Consider the following 1,542-nt stretch of genomic DNA (forward strand, 5'->3'; position numbering starts at 1 on the left):
GATGACCCGGCCGTCATCGTGGGTTCGTTTGACGGCGAGGTAGTCCGATCGCACCCCGGGGTTGGCGGTCAGCCAGTCCACGAACAGCAGGGGGAATCGCTGGTTGGGCCCCCCGTCGACCCGAAGATGAATATGCGTCGGGCGCCCGGGATCGGCGGAGGCGTGAAACCTTTTGGGCGACAGTTCTTCTGACCCGTCGAAGCGGCGGTCGGCGTTGATCGGGTCGACCCGCGGATAGCCGGCCTTGAGCAGGTCGTCGGCGAGTTCGTCGGCGATCTCGAGCGAAGCCACAGTCACCTGCATGTCGACGATGTCGCGGCCGTCCAGCTCCGGCACCGCGGTGGAGCCGACGTGGTCGACACGCACCGCCCGGTGCCCGCAGGCCGTCTTCAGCCGCGCCGCGATCCGCCCGGCCTGTTCCGCCCAGTCCGGGTCGGCGGGAACCATGTCCACCGGATCCGCGGCCGGCCGGCCGGTGGCGAGATTGTGCGCGAACGGCACGATCCGCCGGTGCCACAGTTCGCGGACCCGGGAGATGAGCTGCGCCTCGGTACCGGAGTTGTCCAGCCAGACATCGGCGACCGCGCGGCGCTGCTCCTCCCCGGCCTGCGCGGCGATCCGGGCGCGCGCGTCGGCCTCGTCCATGCCGCGCTGCCCGGTCAGCCGGCGTAATCGGACGTCGGCGTCCGCGTGCACCACCACGACCAGTGGGAACAGCGGCGCCATGCCGGATTCGACGAGCAGCGGGATGTCCTCGACGACCACCGCGTCCTGGGACACGCCGGCCACGATCTCGGCCCGCCGGCGCGCCACCAGGGGGTGGACGATGGCGTTGAGCCGGGCGCGCTGCTGGTCGTCGACGAAGGCCCTGGCGGCCAGCGCGGGACGGTTCAGCGCCCCGTCCGGCAGCAGGATCTCGCCGCCGAAGTGGTCGACCAGCGCGGCCAGGCCGTCGGTGCCGGGCGCCACCACCTCGCGGGCGATGACATCGCCGTCGACGACGATCGCGCCGCAGTCGGCGAACGTCGCCGACGCGGTGGACTTCCCGGCGCCGATCCCTCCGGTCAGGCCGATGCGCAGCACGGTGGTGCCGTCAGGACTCGGGTCGGGAGGTCAGGCGTTGCCGGCGAGCTTCTCACGCAGGGCGGCGAGCTGGGCGTCGCTGGCCAGCGAACCGCCGGACTCCTCGGCACCCGGCGAGCTCGACGAGGTGGCGCCGGACGGGCGCTCCTCGGCGGCGGCCGCATCCGCGGCGGCGAACTTCTCCATCTGCGTGGTGTGCATCTTGTGCCGGCGCTCGGCCTCGGCGTAGCGGGCCTCCCACTCGGTGCGCTGGGAGTCGAAGCCCTCGAGCCATTCGTTGGTCTCGGAGTCGAAGCCCTCCGGGAAGATGTAGTTGCCCGCCTCGTCGTAGCTGTCGGCCATGCCGTACTTCGACGGGTCGAACTCCTCGGCGTAATCCTCGTTGGCCTGCTTGAGGCTCAGCGAGATCCGGCGGCGCTCCAGGTCGATGTCGATGACCTTGACCATGGCGTCGTCGCC

Annotated in this window: 1 protein-coding gene and 1 pseudogene; both read right to left on the minus strand. The window is 71.4% G+C overall.

Annotation, left to right across the window (positions count from 1 at the left end):
- Positions 1–1,083: dephospho-CoA kinase (gene coaE, locus ADBZ5U_RS16280; RefSeq protein ID WP_526811935.1), on the minus strand; the 1,083-nt coding region annotated here is incomplete at its 3' end.
- A gap of 30 nt (positions 1,084–1,113) precedes the next feature.
- A pseudogene (gene rpsA, locus ADBZ5U_RS16285) lies at positions 1,114–1,542 on the minus strand (30S ribosomal protein S1); the annotation flags it as partial.

The sequence above is a fragment of the Mycobacterium sp. genome (genome assembly GCF_040398885.1).
Taxonomy (GTDB): domain Bacteria; phylum Actinomycetota; class Actinomycetes; order Mycobacteriales; family Mycobacteriaceae; genus Mycobacterium.